The sequence below is a fragment of the Seonamhaeicola marinus genome (assembly GCF_008085455.1).
Window position 1 is genome coordinate 1 of record NZ_VSDQ01000885.1, and the last position, 991, is coordinate 991.

At 35.2% G+C, this 991-nt stretch carries 2 protein-coding genes; both read right to left on the reverse strand.

The window, feature by feature from the left end:
• A partial coding sequence (locus FUA24_RS24610) for a hypothetical protein (protein WP_148546081.1) occupies positions 1-208 on the reverse strand: 208 nt, incomplete at its 3' end.
• 10 nt (positions 209-218) lie between these two features.
• Positions 219-991 (reverse strand): arsenosugar biosynthesis arsenite methyltransferase ArsM (arsM, locus tag FUA24_RS24615; RefSeq protein WP_148546083.1); only part of this gene is annotated, 773 nt, incomplete at its 5' end.

A 991-nucleotide genomic window follows, 5' to 3' on the forward strand; every position in this document is an offset into this window, starting at 1 on the left:
CACTGTATGTTTTTTTACTTAAAACCTGATTAAATTTACTTACAACAGTATCTTGATTGGTTGGGTTTTGAATATTTTTAGTAACACTATCTTGCTGTTTAGCAACTTTAACAATGGGGTTGTTAGTGTTTTTTATGGTTGTAGCTTGCTTTTTTGTTTTACAAGAAATACAGGCTACACAAAAAAGTAACATGATAATACGCGCCATAATTATGTTTTTAGCAGCAACCACCACCATCATAATGGTAAGTAGATTTGCTTATAAAAATATCATCTCTGTTAAGCTTTGCTAAAGCGCCAGCAGTTTTATCACAAATAGCCAATGGCTGATTTTTAAGTAAAATATGGCCAGCGTTATCATCAAAGAAATCATTTTCACCAAAATAAATAGCAGCTTTTCCTGTAAATACACATGGGCCGTCTGCAGGCATAGGGTCTTTTATAGCAGCCACTTCAATAGATTCAATGTAAATTAATTCATTAGTATCATAATCTTTGGGGCTTAATATTCTGTAAGGCTTTCTGGCTCTAATTTCAATAGTGCCAAAACCAGCATCGGTTAGCATTTTTACGTATTCGTTAATTGGTAAACTACCGCTTAAGCAAAGGGCTCTTAAGCGTTCGTCATTACGTAAATTGTTGTTCATGGGTTGCTCACAAGTGGGATCGCTCATTACTAAACGTCCGTGAGGTTTTAGTACACGGTACATTTCGGCAATAGCTTTTTTTAAATCGGCTTCTTTAAAAATATTGAATAAACAATTTTGCGCCGCTACATCAATGCTGTTGTCTTCAACAGGTAAATTTAGGGCGTCACCTTTTCGTAAATCTACAAACTCACTTTTAAACCAAGGGTTTTGTGTTTCGGCTTCAATAAAATTTTTTCGTGAAGCTTCAAGCATTTCATCAACTACATCTATACCAATTACACCGCCTTTTTCTCTGTTGAAATATGAAAACTGAAGTAACTCCATGCCGCCACCAACACCAA